The 16762-nt window shown below is 60.7% G+C and carries 10 protein-coding genes; 9 read left to right on the forward strand and 1 reads right to left on the reverse strand.

The genetic code is table 11. From position 1 onward, the window contains the following. Positions 1 to 187, reverse strand: a 187-nt coding sequence (locus KF886_22400; GenBank protein ID MBX3180109.1) for a hypothetical protein, incomplete at its 3' end; no start/stop codon positions are given. Here KF886_22400 and KF886_22405 point away from each other — a divergent pair. The 9 genes from KF886_22405 (at position 167) to KF886_22445 (ending at position 16617) form a co-directional block, all read left to right on the forward strand. Beyond that, positions 167 to 2386 carry a hypothetical protein gene (locus KF886_22405; GenBank protein ID MBX3180110.1) on the forward strand — a complete coding sequence of 740 codons (2220 nt, stop codon included), beginning with the start codon at positions 167 to 169 and terminating at the stop codon, positions 2384 to 2386. The two genes, KF886_22400 and KF886_22405, sit on opposite strands and share 21 nt — an antisense overlap. Positions 2387 to 2492: 106 nt before the next feature. Continuing rightward, positions 2493 to 3497, forward strand: coding sequence for a hypothetical protein (locus KF886_22410; GenBank protein MBX3180111.1), 1005 nt, complete (start codon positions 2493 to 2495; stop codon positions 3495 to 3497). Between the two features lie 497 nt (positions 3498 to 3994). Further along, a complete protein-coding gene (locus tag KF886_22415; protein ID MBX3180112.1) occupies positions 3995 to 5395 on the forward strand; it encodes a hypothetical protein in 1401 nt (466 codons plus the stop codon). A 37-nt stretch (positions 5396 to 5432) separates the two neighbouring features. After that, on the forward strand, positions 5433 to 6746 hold the full coding sequence (locus tag KF886_22420; GenBank protein ID MBX3180113.1) for a hypothetical protein: 1314 nt from the start codon (positions 5433 to 5435) through the stop codon (positions 6744 to 6746). Then, positions 6740 to 7123: a hypothetical protein gene (locus KF886_22425; GenBank protein ID MBX3180114.1), complete on the forward strand. Its 384-nt coding sequence runs from the start codon at positions 6740 to 6742 to the stop codon at positions 7121 to 7123. The genes KF886_22420 and KF886_22425 overlap by 7 nt, the downstream gene beginning before the upstream one ends. Positions 7124 to 7476: 353 nt before the next feature. After that, positions 7477 to 10515, forward strand: a complete 3039-nt coding sequence (locus KF886_22430) for a hypothetical protein (GenBank protein MBX3180115.1) — start codon at positions 7477 to 7479, stop codon at positions 10513 to 10515. Between the two features lie 312 nt (positions 10516 to 10827). After that, a complete protein-coding gene (locus KF886_22435) occupies positions 10828 to 13506 on the forward strand; it encodes an SBBP repeat-containing protein (GenBank protein ID MBX3180116.1) in 2679 nt (892 codons plus the stop codon). Between the two features lie 718 nt (positions 13507 to 14224). Beyond that, on the forward strand, positions 14225 to 15670 hold the full coding sequence (locus tag KF886_22440; GenBank protein ID MBX3180117.1) for a Gfo/Idh/MocA family oxidoreductase: 1446 nt from the start codon (positions 14225 to 14227) through the stop codon (positions 15668 to 15670). A gap of 257 nt (positions 15671 to 15927) precedes the next feature. Continuing rightward, positions 15928 to 16617: an SHOCT domain-containing protein gene (locus KF886_22445; GenBank protein MBX3180118.1), complete on the forward strand. Its 690-nt coding sequence runs from the start codon at positions 15928 to 15930 to the stop codon at positions 16615 to 16617. Positions 16618 to 16762 lie beyond the last annotated feature (145 nt).

The raw sequence follows: 16762 nt of genomic DNA on the forward strand, positions 1-16762 counted from the left end.
AGAAGGTGAGGGAGAAGGTGAGGGAGAAGGTGAGGGAGAAGGTGAAGGAGAGGGAGAAGGTGAGGGAGAGGGAGAAGGCGAGGGAGAGGGAGAAGGTGAGGGGGTTGTATCTGTTGAAATCAAATCCTTCGTCGAAAAAGGTGACCAATACGAAATTCGGGAGCCCATGGACCAATTCAATACCCATGGCTACTGGGATTCGGTCGGAATATTAGAGGCGATTTCAAGCACGGAAGCATCGGCTTCATTTGCCAATTTCATCTACGGCGCCATGGCGACCAACACCGGGGGATTCTGTGGCCGTTTTGGACTCATTGAGGACACGGTAACAGGCGATAATTCCATGGCCGTAGATTTGACAATGGACGAATGCGCCCCCCTAGACGCCCCGTGGCCCCGGCAATCGGTCACGCTATTTGATCGTTGGATAATCTCCCAGAACGATGCCGGTGGAAATACTCAAACACAAGAAGTGACTACCTTCGCGACGCGTGTTGAGGTAAACCGCGAAGAACCTACGGCCACCGCGGAGGCAATCCACCGGAACTACACCATGAACGTTGTGCTGGAGAGAGAATACATGTGGCCCGACGAGAATCTGCGCGACCTGATCGTCACGGACTACGGCAACGCTGGCCGGGAGGGCTTCGAGCCGCCCCTCCCCGATAGCATGAGTGTGAGCTACGAAGTCAGCGATCAGGTCATCGGTTCAAATGACTCGCGAAGCATCGTCGTCACGGCAACCATCAATACCGCCGGCCGAACTGTTAAGTCCCGGCAGACCTTTTCGATGCAGCCGCTTACACTTCGCTTCACCACCCCCTCCATAAGCGGCGACTGGACCATGATCCCCGACGGTGGAGACGTGGCTCTGGACCTCGGCGCCTACATCCCGGCCGAGGGAGAGACCCCGGCCACGTTTACGCCATGCGCCATGCCGCAGGTTCGAATCGTGCTGGCAAACTCGCAAGGCCTCCCAGAAGGAACCGAATTCAGATTCATCATAGGAGGCGAAGGGCAAAACGCACGGGCGGCGCACTATCCGGACGTGCCGTCCACCGGATATACGCACCCAGGCGCGCTTGATTCAGGCTGGCTCGAAAATGCTGCCGAGCCCGACCTGTGGGATTATACCTGGCTAATTGACTGGGATATCAACAACGACGTAACGAACGGCGGCATCTTCGGCGGCCACCTGCAAAACGTGCGCGCGTACATCCGGCCGCCCGGAGGGGATGAGGAGAACCGCGACTACGTCGCGGGAACGACGGCGGGTTTCGGAGGGATCTATGTCGTGGGGGGGGCGCTCACTCAAAATGCAGCAAACAGTTTTGTCAGCCAACTCACCTATGCTGATTTCGCTGGATTTACCGGACTAGCGGGAAACGATCCTCCATTAGACCAATTGAGAACCATCTTGAGAGCGGTCGCTAGGCACGAGACCAGTGATGGCACTCATTACTGGTACGGGGGAAACGTTGGCCATGCGGCGCATAACCGTTATCCCATTCGCGAATGGAACCCGGCTACTCAACAGTACCTTGCGGGATACGGAATCATGCAGCTTTCGGAGCCCGAAATGCTCAATCGGGCTACGATCTGGGACTGGCAGGAAAACATAAAAATGGGAGCGGAAACCGTGATCGAGTTCTATCGGATTGCCCACGATAATATCTACGCACACCCGGTCGCAGATTTCGCAACATATCCCGTAAATGTTTCGTTGGATGTCGGCCTTCGGCTTCAGACCTACGTGAAGTACAACGGTGGCGACAATGCGAATTACTACTGGTGGAACGCGCAGGGCAGCGTAGTTGAATGCGATGCCTTGACAGAAAGCACGGCCAACAATTTTGAGTCACATAGTCCCACCGTTACTGAACTAAGCCTCGAAATCGATGCCACGCTGGAAGGGCTGACAGCCATTTCGCTCCAGAACGAAGCGACTCAACCGACTGTAGACGTCGTGAGTTGGCCTGGCGCCATGCCCGAAAACACGCCGTTCCCTTGGAATGGTGTCGAATTGGACCTTCACCATCCGACCGAGAATGACTTCGTATCGGGCGCGAACGTGGATCATATACACATATTTCTAGCGATCACTCACAATGGACAGACTCTGCGCCACAGGATTCACGAGGGTGCTCCGAGCCCAAACTCGGTTGTGAACTCAGCGGGATTCAGACCACCTACAGGATGGGTCAAGATGGGCTATATTCCTGTCGGAACAAATACGGACGGTTTCCGCGATTACAACAATGACGGTGTCAGAGACCAAGCGGGCAACGTATATAGTATTCCAAATTGGGGTGGAGCGGGGAACCCCAATTCTGGTAATGCCAATCGGGCGCCCAGGTATGCAGACCATGTTATTGCGCTGGAATAGACTACAGAACATCCCACAGAACCGAACGCGACGCTATGACAACGCGATTCTTCCGTCAATTGCGTTAAATCTTACTGGCCATAATAGGCCGAAAGGACACGTTACTATGAAATTGATCGAACTCGCGAGTCGGCGAAGCCAGTTAGCCATTTTGTGGTCCATACCTATCGTACTTTTCACAGGTAGTTGCATCGCGCAACCGGTTACATTCTCCGCGGTGGTCAACAAAGCTATGACTCAGATAGAGAGTGGAATGGAAGTCTATTCAGGGCCTCCGTCGACACCGGCCCCTGAAGCGAAGGATCGCGATCCGGAAATGCGGGAATGGTCCAGCAAGATCAGGGAAGAGCGGCTTGGGGGCGTGGAGGCGGCGGAAAGTGCAACCATGGAAATGATTCGGGACGGCCTCAATCGGGGGATGGATCTGAAGGAAGTTCGAGCCAGGACGGCTCAGCACATTACTTGGGTTGATTGGCCCCGGAATTACCAAAATCGCGATGGCGAGCCGAGGGGCTACTCTGACCACGAACTGAGTGCAGGCGAATGGGGAAGTCCCAAGAATGGAGTGGTGGTGATCCACCAGGAGTATGCTGCGAAGGATGGAATCAAGCTGCACTATCTACAACCCACATTTCGCAGCCGCCCTGAAAAGAGTACCCGGAGGCGCGTCGGTTTCTCGGCATACGTCGTGATCGTGGACGGCGACGAGGTAAACACCAAACGCATTCTGTGGTCGCTGGATTCTACAACCCTGGATCGCCGGCTGCCCAAGCTTCTTGGATTTCTGGAGCGCGAAAGCGGTTTTCCAAGTGTCTTGATGTATCACGGCGTGTATGGAACGGCCCGAGTGATGGATATTGACCTGTTTGTTTGGGTGGGCGAGATTCAGAATTGGACGCAAGTGTACCTTCGGGCGTTGGATGGGGTTCTATGGTTATCCTACGACCCAGTGACAACGGACCTGACGTGCTACCAAGGTTCGAGCCGGAATTCCGAAACCGGCGAAATCGAGTACAGTGTCGGATTCGTGTGGAACGTGAAGAATGCTATCGTTGAGTCGGAAGACACGATCCGCGATGCGGTTCAAAATTCGGTCGAAGCGAGAAACTAATCTGAGCGAGGGATTCCGCGTCTGGCGTATTGGCCGGCTCTCGCTTTTCCGGGACCGATGTCGAGACGTGTTCACTCCTTCTGGCAATACCTCGATTCTGAACCACATTCAAGTTGTCAAAGATTCTTCCAGGTGTCTGGCAAGTGTATCCCGCCGGCGGGACGAAGACCTTCACGGCGATGTCGCCTTTGCGGCACTAATAGGGACGGCACTAATAGGGACAGCCACCCGTTTGCTTCGGAATCCCCATTCATCCGCACGCGCCCTTACCCCCGCACATCTCCCCTGCTCTACCGCGAGGCCCGTGGAATCTTCAGCGCGATCACCAGCATGGCCAGCACACCGAGGGCGGCGATGACGCCGAGGAGAGTTTTCAGGTCGAGGCCGGAGGATTCGACGGAGACGTTGAACTGGGTTTCGGCGACGCTGGCGGCGAGCGCGACGGAGGAGTTCGCCGGGGGGCGGCGATCGGGGGCGCGCTTTTGGCGAATGTCACCATGACGGCGGACAAATCGGTCAACGCCATCTTCGAGCAGCTCCAGCTGACCGTGAGCAAGGTGGGCGAGGGGACGGTGACGCCGCCGGGCGGCGGGGAGACGCTCCCGCACACAATCACCTACGGGACCCCGCAGACCGTCGGCCTCACGGCCAGCCCCGCGGCCGGCTGGGGCTTCAAGGAGTGGACCGGCGACGCCGGCGGCGAGAACCCGAGCACGAGCGTCGTGGTGAATGGCGAAAAATCGGTGACGGCGGTGTTTGAGGAAATCGAGTTGAAGGTGGAGAAAGAAGGGGATGGTGAGGTAAACCTTAACCCGCCCGGAACGACACAAACTCCCACGTTCATTCAGCCCTATAGCACGGATACGAACGTGACATTGACGGCAATTCCGGAGCAAGGATGGATCTTTAAGGAGTGGACGGGGGATAAGACCGGAACAGCAAACCCAACTTCGCTCATGGTGGATGGGAAGAAGGCCGTTACCTCGGTATTCGAGCCATGTGGGATAACTGGAGGCACGGTATTGTCCAAACGTACGTCGTCACCGACTGAGGCGAATCTGTTCCCGGTAAAGGAGGGCGAACAGTATGAAGTGGGCGGAACATTTCAGTTTGTGCTAGACAATTCCTCGCCGGCCCCGTCGTCCGCAACGCGCTACGAGATTCAAAACATGAATTCCGGGACGAACACTATTGGCGGTGGCGCTGGACATACGTTTTCCCACACGTGGCAGGATGGCGCATTTTCCACCTATCTGGGGAATACGCGAATTCGATTTTATTGTGATGCCAACGGAAACGAACAATACGATTCGGGGGAGGAATATGTGTTTTCTTCCACATTCCTGGTGGTAAGGCCCAGGGTGATTCACTTCAATGTGCAAGTTTCGGACCAGATTGCCAATCCTCCAAATGCGGAAGCCCTGCTCGCGGAGGCCCAGAACGTGCTGCTTCGGAAAGATGACGAGGAGGACTGGCGGGCAGCGGTGGAGTATCATGTCAAAAGCTACTCAACGTATACGCCAGACCCGAACGACCGGCCGGATGTCCTGGCTCCGTTCAGCAGCACCTCCAACAGCCAACACAATACAGTGGCGATTCCTAACACGAATCCTACCGAATACTGCGAAATCAGCATAATCCAATCATTTGATGGTGGGAATAGCATTCCTGTCCAAGGCGGGATATGTAACCCACTTCTGGGTGTCAGATTCGTCATAACAATGGAATTGCATGCAGACGACTGGGCGCACGAAATCGGCCATGGATGTGGTATTGGGACTCATTATACCGATCCGACAAACCCCTTGCTATATGTCATGTACGCGTATTGGGGAAGCGGTAGCACCCACTATCATAAATCCTGGCTTACAAGTTCTCATGCAGATTTCTTCAATTAGAGGCAACATTAGAACAGCAACTCTGGAGAGCCGGACCATGAAAATACGTGTGAGATTCCACACAACTCTCTTCTTTGCAGCGCTACTCGTGCTTGAACAGGCATCATCTACGGCCGGGCCAGCAACGCTCTCCGTCGAGCAGACTATCGCTTCGACGTACCTGCCGGTATTGCCGGACGGTGTTCGCCAGCGCGCCAATCCCGAAGCGCGCTCCGCGATCGTACAGATGTTCGACGGCGCGGTTGAAAGCGGCAACGAGCCTTCGCCGGGCGTTCTTGCGCTCTTCGGGTATCTGGGCATTGGGGAAGACGCCGGCAGATTACGGGGGTATATAGAGCAGCAGCGGGGCCAACAGAGGCCGCATGCCGGTGTGTTCAACGCGATGCTGGGACTTGGGCGAATGGCCTATCGCGGAGTCGTGCCCGCGAAGGAAGTCTTGGCAATCATGGCGCAGAAGCCGTATTGGGAAGATCTCGCCATCCGCACCATGCCGGACTGGCTCTATGAGACGTATCCCGATCTTATCTCGGTGAATGCCGTCTTTGCCCAGTATATGCTCGATTCGATAGACCGGAATCCGCTGCCCTCTGACGAGGAAATGTTGCTGAGGTTCTACCCGGCGTACGCCGGCGACGACGACGCCCGGAAGCGGTTCATCTACCAGATTGCAATCGCGCGAAAGGGTGCGGGCAATATAGCGGACGCTCAAGAATCGACGGCGGCCAACGAACTCAATTCGGAAACCCGAAAACAGCTTGACTGGGCGTATGAAACATTCCACCTTGGCAAGGCGCCCGGCGGCGCGGCGGATGCGCCGCGCGACACGCCGGATCGCGCGCCGGAAACCGCGGAGGAAATGATGGTGAGCGTGGTGCGGCCGGATACGCCGGCGCCCCCGGATGAAAAGGCGCGGTTTGCGGCGCTTGCCGACGAGGCGCGGGACGCGTTTGTGTCCTTTGTGGCGGCTCGCGTGGAAAACGGGGACTATGACGCCTTCAAGGGCCGGCTTCTCGATGACGGGCGGCCGCAGGTCCCGCGGCTCGTTGAAAAACATTGGGCCGATATCCGCCGTGAGCTACAGGACACGCAGGCGCCGATATTCCGCGCGATGCAGACAGGAGGCCTCACCCCGGACGCCGGGCAATTCACCGCAGGCCAGGCCGAGGACGGCTCCTACATTGTGACGATGCCCATTCCCAACAGCGGCGCGCTGGTGGCGGAGCACTGGAAGGCCGCGGGCCAGGAAGCACAACTCCTCGCGGAAGGTTTCGCGATATCGGATTCGCTTGAACTCGTGCTGGTGATGCGGAAGATCGGGGACGTCTGGTACTGGAACCCCTTTGGGTGGTAAAAGGGCACACGATGCCGCCCGGATTTATATCGGCGCCCCCGGCGGCGGGCTGGGGCTTCAAGGAATGGACGGGGGCGGCGGGCGGCGTTTCCGCGTCGGTGAATGTCACGATGGACGAGGACAAGTCCGTGAACGCGGTGTTCTACCAGACCACGCTGACGGTGACGAAGTCGGGGGAGGGCCAGGTGACGCAACAGTTCGCGGAAAGTCTTGTGCAATCGTATTCGCTTGAGCTTGTGCGGGTGATGCGAAAGTTTGGGGGGGCGTATGCTGCGGAGCAGATGGGCGCGCCGTTCCATCCTTTCGAAGAATCCGTCATGGGGGGCGCCGTGGCCGGTCCGCCGGGAGAAACCGGGAAATCGGGTTTTCCCGGATAGCGTGGCTCTAATATCCCCGAGGAATTCTGCGAAAATACCGGCGAGTTGCTCCGGTCTGGCGGCCAACCAGCTTTTTGCGCCCATGTGCCGTCTGGTTGTGCTATCCTGATTGGAAGCGGTGTTGGGCGCGGAGGCAGGTTGTGCGCGATTGCGCGCGAATCGCATTCCAAAAGGGAGATTGGGCCATGCGCGTGTGTCGATTGATCGTCCAGGTTGTGAGCCGCCGGATCGGGGGGTGTAACTGGTGTAGAGGACTAGTAGGCCTCTATGTTATAGCGTGCGCCTATCAGCAGCCGGCTTCCGCGGTTACGTTCGTGGCGAATACGGGCGCGCAATTCAACGACGCTATTACAATGGCGAACGCAAACGGTGCCGGCGTAGACACGATCATCGTGGGCGAGGCGACCTTGACCCTGCCGGCGGGCGCGCCGGGGATTGAAAGCGATCTTGTAATTCGGGGAACATCGGCGGATGTGTCCATCATCGATATCGCCGAACACTTTCCCATTACCGTGACGGGCGGACGCGACGTTGCATTCGAAGATGTGACCATACGCAACGGCCTCGGCATAGCCGGCGGCGCCATACTGAATAACGGCGGTACCGTAACCATAACCCGGTGTACTATCTCCGGAAGCCGATCAATCACATTCGGCGGCGGCGGGGGCGACGGCGGCGCTATTAACAGCAGCGGGACGATGACCATCCTGCACTCGACGCTGTCGGGCAATGATGCGGCGGATCAGGGAGGCGCCATCCGGAACGGCGGCACGTTGACGATATTTAGCAGCACGATATCGGGGAACAGCGCCGACACGGAAGGTGGCGGTATCTACAACACGGGCACGCTGACCCTGACCAACGTGACCATTTCCAATAACGATGCCGGTGGCGGCGGCGGGCTCCGGAGCACCAATACAGCGATGATCGGGAATTCGATTATCGCCGGAAATCTGGGTTCGGGCTCGGACGTAAGTGGAACGGTCACCTCGCAAGGCTTCAATCTCATTGGCGACGGCACGGAAAGCTCGGGGTGGACGGCGGACGATCAGGTGGGCGCCGGGGGGGCGGCGCTCGATGCCATGCTCGGCCCGCTTGCGGACAACGGCGGACCGACGTTCACGCATGCCCTGGAAAGCGAGGGTGGGCCGGCGGTGGACGGCGGCGACAACACGCTGGCCGCCAACGCGGGCCTGAACGTGGATCAGCGCGGGGCGGTTCGGGTATTTGGCGATGCCGTGGACATCGGCGCGTATGAGCTGGTGCTCGAAGAGGTCATTCAGGTGACCAGCCTCCAGAATGCGGGGCCGGGGTCACTTCGGGAGGCGCTGGAAGCCGAGAAACTGGCGCTCGAAACCACGATATCCATTACCGCCATGGGGACGATAGCGTTAACCGACGCCCTGCCCATGATCGGCTTCAACGGCGCGATTGCGGGCCCTGGCGCGGACAGCTTGACGTTGGATTTGGCGGGTATCGACGGGAACCTTCAGAGCCACGTGTACATCATGGAGGGTGTGGCAATTGAAATAAGCGGTTTGACCCTCGCGGGCGGCAGGTCACCGCACGGCGGCGCCATCACCAACCGGGGCGCACTGGAGCTATCCGAAGTTGTGATACAGGATTGCCGGGCCCGCGGCGTTCTCGGGACCGGGGGCGACGGCGGCGCCATCCGGAACCTCGGCGCCATGACCATTCGGAATTCGACCTTGCGGGGGAATCGTGCGGACGGTGGCGGCGCGATCTTGAACAGCGGCCCCCTCACCATCACCGGGAGTGCGATTTCGGGTAACGAGGCGGATATCGAGGGCGGCGCCATCGCGAACACGGGCAGCGGGGAGAGCAGTCTGGCCATCCGCTACAGTACGCTGTCGGGCAACGACGGATCACAGTTCGGCGGCGCCATTCGGGGCGGGTTGGGGCTATCGCTGGACCACGTCACGATTACGGGCAACGTAGCGAACGAGGGCGGGGGTATTTCGGCAGGCTCCGGCACGATTGCCAATAGCATCGTGGCGGGGAACACCGCGTTTACCGCCGGACCAGACGTAGCTGGAAGTCTTACGTCGAACGGATACAACTTCATTGGCGACGGAACGGACAGCATGGGCTGGCTGGACGGCGACCGTGTAGGGACCACGGCAATGCTCCTCGACCCCGGCTTGGGAGATCTCGCGGATAATGGCGGGCCGACAGAAACACACGCGCTGGCCTACGATTCCCCGCCGGTTGATGCCGGAGATCCGGGCGATGGAGAAGCCAGCGATCAGCGCGGTGTCCCGGCGCCGCTCGACGGCGACGGCGGCGGCGCGGCGGTGTCCGACATCGGCGCGTATGAATACGACGGCCCCGCCGTAGCCAACCCCATACCCGGCCTCACGGTCTACGAGAATTCGGAGAATATTAACGACTACCAGCTATTGGACAGTGTATTTGTGGATGCCTTGCCGGGTGCGACGCCGCTGGAGTTTTCGGTGGTCTCGGTTGAACCGGCCGGCTTTGTGGGGGTGACCATCGATTCATCCGGCGGCCTGGACATCGCAATCCCGTCCGACCAGACGGGCGCGGCGACGGTAACGGTTCAGGCGATGGACGACGAGGGCCACATCGCGCGGGATACATTCAACATTACCATCGAAGCGTTGAGTGAGCTCGAAAGTATCCGCGTGGCGCTGTTGGAGCGCTTCGATGAACTGGATGCGGATTCCAGCGACGGTCTGAGTATTTCCGAAGCGCGCGTTGATTTTCCCGAGTTGCTTGATTCCGCGTTCGAAGCGCTGGATCTCGATTCAAACGGGGAACTCGACATCGCTGAACTGGGCGGCGTAGCGGAAGGCGAGGGTGAAGGTGAGGGCGAAGGTGAAGGTGAGGGCGAGGGCGAGGGCGAGGGCGAGGGTGAAGGTGAAGGTGAAGGTGAGGGTGAGGGTGAGGGCGAGGGCGAGGGCGAGGGCGAGGGCGAGGGCGAGGGCGAGGGCGAGGGCGAGGGCGAGGGCGAGGGCGAGGGCGAGGGCGAGGGCGAGGGCGAGGGCGAAGGCGAAGGCGAGGGCGAGGGCGAGGGCGAGGGCGAGGCGAACCTGTCCGAAATCGCCCAGGCCCTGCTGGGAGCCTTCGAAACGGCGGACGAGGACTTGGACAACCAACTGTCCTTTACCGAAGCTTCAGCCGCGTTCAGCGGACTTACGCAGGAACAATTCGATGCCATCGATACGGACGGGGATGGGTTCTTGACCGTAGCCGAACTAAACGCACAGTTGGAAACCGTGGTTTCCGGTTGCGCGTGCCCGGCGGACGCGTCCAAGACAATCCGCGATCACCTGGGCGATCTGTTTCTCCTGGGCGTCGGATTCGTGGTTTTGCTCGGCTGGCGCCGCGGCGGGCACTGGAAGTCGTAGACGGCGTTACAAGGATACTATGGAACACAACGAATTGCGGCCCGCGAAATTTGTCGACAAATCCGGCGTTTTGCCGATAGGTTAAGGAGTACAGAGGGCGCGTGCGAACCAGTTAATTCGGCCAGGCCGAGCCAGTGTGGAGGCGCTATGGTTTCAACGGCGAGGGTTACCGGGATGATGCATAGCGTGAGCAGGAGATTAGGGTCTTTGGAAGGCCGCGTATCCGCAGGCGTCCGATGTGCGGGACTCTTGGTTGGGTGCCTGGCCTGTTGCGCGGCTACGGCCGAAAGCGGTTTCGAATGGGCGCGCGCCATGGGCGGCGAGGATGTTGACAGCGGCGCTGCCATCGCGGTGGACAGCGATGGGAACGTCTATACCACGGGGCGCTTCCGGGCTACGGTAGACTTTGACCCGGGCGCGGACACCGTTGAACGCACGTCGGCGGGTCTCGGCGATATTTTCGTTCAGAAGCTGGACAGCGATGGAAACTTCGTGTGGGCGCGCGCCATGGGCGGCGAGGACACTGACGAAGGCCGTGGCATCGCGGTGGACGGCGACGGCAACGTCTACACCACGGGCTTTTTCGGAGGTACGGTGGACTTCGACCCGGGCGCGGACACCGTTGAACTCACGTCGGGGGGCCTTGTCGATATTTTCGTGCAGAAGCTGGACAGCGACGGGAACTTCGTGTGGGCGCGGGCCATGGGCGGTGAGAATGTTGACTTCGGCCTCGCCATCACGGTGGACCGTGACGGCAACGTCTACACCACGGGCTTTTTCGGAGGTACGGTGGACTTCGACCCGGGGGCAGGCGCCTTCAACCTCACTGCGGCGGGACGGGACGATATTTTCGTGCAGAAGCTGGACAACGACGGGAACTTCGTGTGGGCGCGGGCCATGGGCGGCGAGAATTTCGACCGCGGCCGCGGCATCGCGGTGGACGGCGACGGCAACGTCTACACCACGGGCTTTTTCGGAGGTGCGGTGGACTTCGACCCGGGGGCGGGCACGTTCGAACTGACTGCGGCGGGACGGGACGATATTTTCGTGCAGAAGCTGGACAGCGACGGGAACTTCGTGTGGGCGCGGGCCATGGGCGGCGAGAATCTCGACCAGGGCGCCGCCATCGCGGTGGACGGCGACGGGAACGTCCATACCACAGGGCAGTTCGGGGCCACGGTGGATTTTGACCCGGGGGCGGGCACGTTCGAACTGACTTCGGCGGGGTTCGACAACATTTTCGTTCAGAAGCTGGACAGCGACGGGAACTTCGTGTGGGCGCGGGCCATGGGCAGCGAAATTGGTGATTTCGGCGCCGGCATCGCGGTAGACGGCGCCGGCAACGTCTACACCACCGGGGAGTTCAGGAATACGGTGGACTTTGACCCGGGGCCGGGCGCCTTCGAACTCACTGCGGCGGGTAGCCACGATATCTTCGTGCATAAGCTGGACAGCACCGGCGATTTCGTCTGGGTGCGGGCCATGAGCGGCGACGGATCAATCCGCGGCCACGGCATCGCGGTGGACAACGAACGGAACGTCTACACCACGGGGGATTTCCAGGGTACGGTGGACTTTGACCCGGCGGCGGGCGCCTTCGAACTAACCGGGGCGGGGGGTATCGATATCTTCGTGCATAAGCTTTCGGGGCCAGACCTAACCCCGCCCAGCGCCATCACCGTCATTCCCGAGTCGACCGGCCCGACCAATGCCTTGGCTGTGGACTTCACGGTAACCTTCGACGAGGATGTGGTAGGTTTTGACAGCGAATCGGACCTGGTGATCGCCCACACGGGAACGGCCCATGGTGGCATTTCGATCACGGGCGGCCCGGCCGCCTATACCGTGACAGTGAACGGCATCACGGGCGACGGCTCGTTTACCCTGGCCGTGGACACGGAATCCGACGTGGCCGATACGGCGGGCAATCCCCTCGCGTCCAGCGTCATCAGCGACGCCGTGGTCATTGACAACACTGCGCCCGAGATCATGATTGCCAACAACACCGAAGAGGCCAACACGGTGGATTGCGGCAGTGACCCCTATGTGGATCCCGGGGCAACGGCGGAGGACAATATCGATGGCGCCGTTTCCGTGGATACGTCGGGCACGGTGTTTACCGCGACGCCGGGCGAATACCTGATCACCTACAGCGCCACCGACAGCGCCGGCAATACGGGCGCCGCCGTTCGCACGGTGACCGTGCTCGACAATTGTTCCGCGGAAGGCGAGGGCGAGGGCGAGGGCGAAGGTGAAGGAGAAGGCGAAGGCGAAGGTGAAGGCGAGGGTGAAGGTGAGGGTGAAGGTGAGGGTGAAGGCGAGGGTGAAGGCGAGGGTGAAGGCGAGGGTGAAGGCGAGGGTGAAGGCGAGGGTGAAGGCGAGGGCGAAGGGGAAGGCGAAGGCGAGGGTGAAGGCGAGGGTGAAGGCGAGGGTGAAGGCGAGGGTGAAGGTGAAGGGGAAGGCGAGGGCGAAGGGGAAGGCGAAGGGGAAGGCGAAGGTGAAGGTGAAGGTGAAGGGGAAGGGGAAGGGGAAGGGGAAGGGGAAGGTGAAGGCGAAGGGGAAGGCGAGGGCGAGGGCGAGGGCGAAGGCGAAGGCGAAGGCGAAGGTGAAGGCGAGGGTGAAGGCGAGGGTGAGGAGGATCTGCTCGCGGTGGCGATGGCCCTATTGGATGGCTTTGATGGCGCCGACGTCGATGGTGATGGGGCACTCACGTTTTCAGAGGCGATGTCGGTGCATTCTTCCCTTACGGAAGGTCAGTTTGACGCGTTGGACAGCGACGGCGACGGATCGCTGAGCAGGGCGGAGTTGGAGACCTTTGTCGATTCCGCCGCGGGGGCCGGATGTGCGTGCGAATCCAATCTGATGGACATGCGGACGTTTGTTAAAAAGCGGCTCGGAGATATTCTGCTATTGGGACTTGCCTTGTTGGCGCTTACCCAACTTCCGCACCACCGTAGTAGTACAAACCGGTTTTGGGCGAATTTTCTTTGATTGGTCTGCCGCAAATCCTCTGTTTTCCGTGGGGCCCGTGTGCGTATCGCATCCGCCACAGCTCTCATTGTACAATTGTACCCCTTTCTTTTCCGGCCGTCAATCCGCGCCAGGGTCGCCCCGCGCTTAGACCCAACGGTGGGAGCAAACCGAAAGAATTGGCTCAGGTCGCGCCCACCAGGGCAATCGCATTTAAACTCGATCTCGGTATATGGGCGTAAACTTGAGTCGATTTGGAACCTTGAATCAACGATAGTGAGCGTTTTGGAGCGCCGGCATCTGTGCCGGCAAGGTCGGGGATTCGCCGCAGGCGAAATGCCAGCGCTCCAACACGCGCCCTTTATACATTGGCAATTCTTTAGCCGTCTGAAGTAGTCACCCACGTCGCACCCAACGGTGGCGGATCACCGTGAACGAACACCGTCATTCCCACGAAAGTGGGGATCCAGAGACCGTGCAACGCTAACCTCGGAAACCCTCTGGATTCCCGCCTTCGCGGGAATGACGAATACTTCCAGTGTGACTAAAGCATCTCGTATCGGCGAACGCCTTACTTCAGACGTCTAAAGTATTACATACATTGAAGGTGGTTCATGTGGAGCTCGGCTCGAGTTGGAAGTTTAAATGCGATTGCCCTGCTGCGCCCACACGCGCTTGACACGGGGGGCCGGAGGGTTCAGAATAGGGGAAAATGTCCTCAAACTTGGAGAGTGCCACCATGTCACGTATAAGCCGCCGTCAATTCATTACGTCCACTTCCGCGCTGGCGGGCGCGTCGCTGCTGCTGTTTGGAGGCCGGGCTGTCGGCGCGAACGATCGCCTGCGCATCGCCATTGCCGGTCTTCGGGGCCGGGGCCGGAGCCATATCTCGGGCTTCCTCGAACAGGACAACGTCGAAATTGCCTACCTGGTCGATCCGGACCAGCAGGTGCTCGACAAGACGATGAGCGAGCTGCGCGCAAAGCTGGGCGACAAGTTCACCGCGAAGGGGGTCACGGATCTCCGGGTCGCGCTGGACGACAAGAACGTGGACGCGATCACGCTGGCCACGCCGAACCACTGGCACTCGCTGCAGACGATCTGGGGCGCGCAGGCGGGCAAGCATGTGTACGTTGAAAAGCCGATGAGCCACGACATCGTCGAGGGGCGCATCTGCGTGGAGGCGCAGAAGAAGTATGGCGTGGTCATCCAGCACGGCACGCAGCAGCGGAGCAGCGCGGAGACGGCCGGCCTCACGAAGATGGTCCACGACGGCAAGTTCGGCCGGCTGAAGATTTCCTACGGCTATTGCTGCAAGACGCGGGACGGCATCGGGTTCAAGCCGGTCACGGAAGCGCCGGCGCATTTGGACTGGAACCTCTGGCGCGGGCCGGCGGAAGTCGAGGGGTACCACGAGAACCTGGTGCACTATAACTGGCACTGGTTCTGGAAGACCGGCAACGGCGACATGAACAACCAGGGCACGCACCAGCTGGATGTGGCGCGCTGGGGCATCGATCCGGATCAGACGCACCCGGTGCGCGCGATGGCGCTGGGCGGGCGATTCAAGTGGGACGATCAGGGCGAAACGCCGAACACCATGTTCGGGATCGCCGAATATCCGAACGGCCAGCAGGTGTTCTTTAACGTCCGCAATGTGAACTACAACGGCTACCAGCACCAGGTCGAGAACGAGTATTACTTTGAGGACGGCGGCTTCATCCGCCGCGGCGAGTACTTCGCCGCCGGCAGCAAGAAGGGCGAGAAGATTACCGTCGAGCCCGGCGATGTGACGCCCGGCGGCAACTGGGGCAGCTTCGTGGCGGCGTGCCGTGCGGGCGACCCGGCCCTGGCCAACGGCGACGTCACCGTCGCGCACTACGGCAGCGTGCTCGGCCACCTCATGAACAATTCCTACCGCCTCGGCGAGAAGGTTCCGTTCAACCTCAAGGCCGGCAAGTTCGGCGACAACAAGGACGCCTACGAACACTTCGCCAAGCTCCACGAAGTCATGAGCGACGGCGTCGGCGTTCCCGAGGATGGCAGCGAATACGTGGTCGGCCCCTGGCTCACCTTCGATCCGGCCACTGAATCCCACACGGGCGAGTTCGCCGCGGAAGCCAACGCGCTCCTGAAGGACCCGAACCGGCCCGGTTTCGAAGTCCCCACCGTCGCCGACGTGTGATCCACACCGATTGCCCCCAGGGCGGCCGCGGAGACTGGAAAGCATCCAGTGCCGCGGCCGCCTTTTTTGCTGGGTCGCCGCGCCTGCGCGTCCAAATGAGGTATTGACAGCTTCCCGGCGCGCTTCTATAATTGAGCATAAGGGTTCGTGAGTCCGACCGGCCGGGCGCGCCGAATCGTGCTTTTCGGCAAGAGGAAGCGCGGGCGTGGCTGGTTGTGGTTACGCGTGCGTCTCCACGGGCCCGGGAGGGTTTGCCGGTGCACTACGGGCTGTCTGTCGTTGCGGTTCTCCTCGCGCTGCTCGGCGCCTGCTCGCCGAACGACGCCGGCCCGCTCGAAGACGTCCCCGCCGCAGAACCCGTCCCGACCGACCCCACCGAACGACCCGCCGAGCCCTCCGCAAGTTCCGACCAGGCGGAACCCGCCGAACACAACACCTCCACCGGGAAGGTCACGCTGCCGGTGCAGGCCGCCTTCCGATGGGACGCGAACGCCGCGTGGGGACCCGGGAACACGGCCGAGTTTTTGCTCGACATAACCCCCGGCGTGGCTGTGGCGGGGCTTTCCGTGCGCGTCCAGCACACCGGCGACCTCGAGATTCTCTCCGAGCCCACGTGGGAGGGCGGCCCCGTCGAAAGCGGCGCCACCGAGACCGTTCCCATTCAATTGCGCGCCGACACGCCGGGTAAGTCCGAACTTCGCGCGAATATAGCGGGTCGCGGCGAGGACGGGGGCGCGCTCTTTGAGGTGTCGCGCCCCCTGTACCTGCTGCTGTCCGGCGATCGCCTTTTTGCGGGGACGGGCGGCTTCAGCGCACTGGAAATGGCCGCGCTGGAACGGCGCAAGGCGGCGGGCGAGATTGGCGAGGCGGACTACGAGCGCGCGCGCCGCCAGATTCAGGGCGGGGGCGCGCACGAGGAGATTACCGTGACGCCGCCGGGCGGCTGATCGGCGGCGCCGGCCACACGAGCAGGGCCTTTGGGATCACAACGGATTCGCAGGAGCGAGGAAGCGGCCTGCCGGGAGAGCAGGCGAGTATTCAGGGGCGACCGCGGCCGGATCGCGCCGCAAGGGCATTCGTATCGGCGGGCCC

Source organism: Candidatus Hydrogenedentota bacterium, assembly GCA_019637335.1.
Classification (GTDB): domain Bacteria; phylum Hydrogenedentota; class Hydrogenedentia; order Hydrogenedentales; family JAEUWI01; genus JAEUWI01.

Coding starts and splice junctions, on each gene's coding strand:
- KF886_22410 (MBX3180111.1), top strand. CDS start 2,493: ATGAAATTGATCGAACTCGCGAGTCGGCGAAGCCAGTTAGCCATTTTG.
- KF886_22440 (MBX3180117.1), top strand. CDS start 14,225: ATGTCACGTATAAGCCGCCGTCAATTCATTACGTCCACTTCCGCGCTG.
- KF886_22420 (MBX3180113.1), top strand. CDS start 5,433: ATGAAAATACGTGTGAGATTCCACACAACTCTCTTCTTTGCAGCGCTA.
- KF886_22405 (MBX3180110.1), top strand. CDS start 167: ATGGACCAATTCAATACCCATGGCTACTGGGATTCGGTCGGAATATTA.
- KF886_22415 (MBX3180112.1), top strand. CDS start 3,995: ATGACGGCGGACAAATCGGTCAACGCCATCTTCGAGCAGCTCCAGCTG.
- KF886_22435 (MBX3180116.1), top strand. CDS start 10,828: ATGGGCGGCGAGGATGTTGACAGCGGCGCTGCCATCGCGGTGGACAGC.
- KF886_22430 (MBX3180115.1), top strand. CDS start 7,477: ATGGCGAACGCAAACGGTGCCGGCGTAGACACGATCATCGTGGGCGAG.